Raw genomic sequence first — 563 nt, 5'->3', positions numbered from 1 at the left:
TTGATTTTGGGCGTTTGCCTCTAGGTAAACAGCTAAAACAGGCAAATGATGCGGATGCTTGGATTAGTAAGCTGGAACAGTCGGGTTCCAGGTTGTTTCGGGCGCCGCAAGGGCGCTGGAGTTTTGGTTTGCTGTTTTCGTTAGTGAAAAACAAATTTCGTCCAGTGCATTGGAGCTACGATTCATTAGATTATTCCAATCTGAGTGCTGATCAGATTGTTGAAAACTTTAAGCAGAAACCGGTTGTAAATGGTGAAATTCTTTTATTTCACGACGACGCTGAGAAGTGTGTGCAGGTGCTAGAGATAATGCTTCCTCTATGGGAGAAGCAAGGGATTCAGTTTAAGGTGATTAGTTAATTATGAACATAGTTTACCATCATAGAACTCGTGGGCATGGTGCTGAAGGTGTCCATATTATGGGAATCGTCAATGCATTTAGAAAGATGGAACACCAAGTAACACTTCTTTCTCTTCCAGGCTCAGACCCGGAACATAAGGAAGAGCAGGTCTCTGGAAATAGTGTAAAGCAAGAAAGGGCTCCTTCCTTGATGTCTAGAATGC

At 43.0% G+C, this 563-nt stretch carries 2 protein-coding genes; both read left to right on the top strand.

Annotated features, from left to right (window positions below):
• Positions 1 to 359: polysaccharide deacetylase family protein (locus A3729_RS33550; protein WP_197476150.1), on the top strand; the 359-nt coding region annotated here is incomplete at its 5' end.
• 2 nt (positions 360 to 361) lie between these two features.
• Positions 362 to 563: hypothetical protein (locus A3729_RS27165; RefSeq protein ID WP_197476148.1), on the top strand; the 202-nt coding region annotated here is incomplete at its 3' end.

Source organism: Oleiphilus sp. HI0043 (assembly GCF_001634935.1).
Note: the sequence above shows the minus strand (reverse complement) of the source record. Positions and strands in the feature narration are given on the sequence as shown.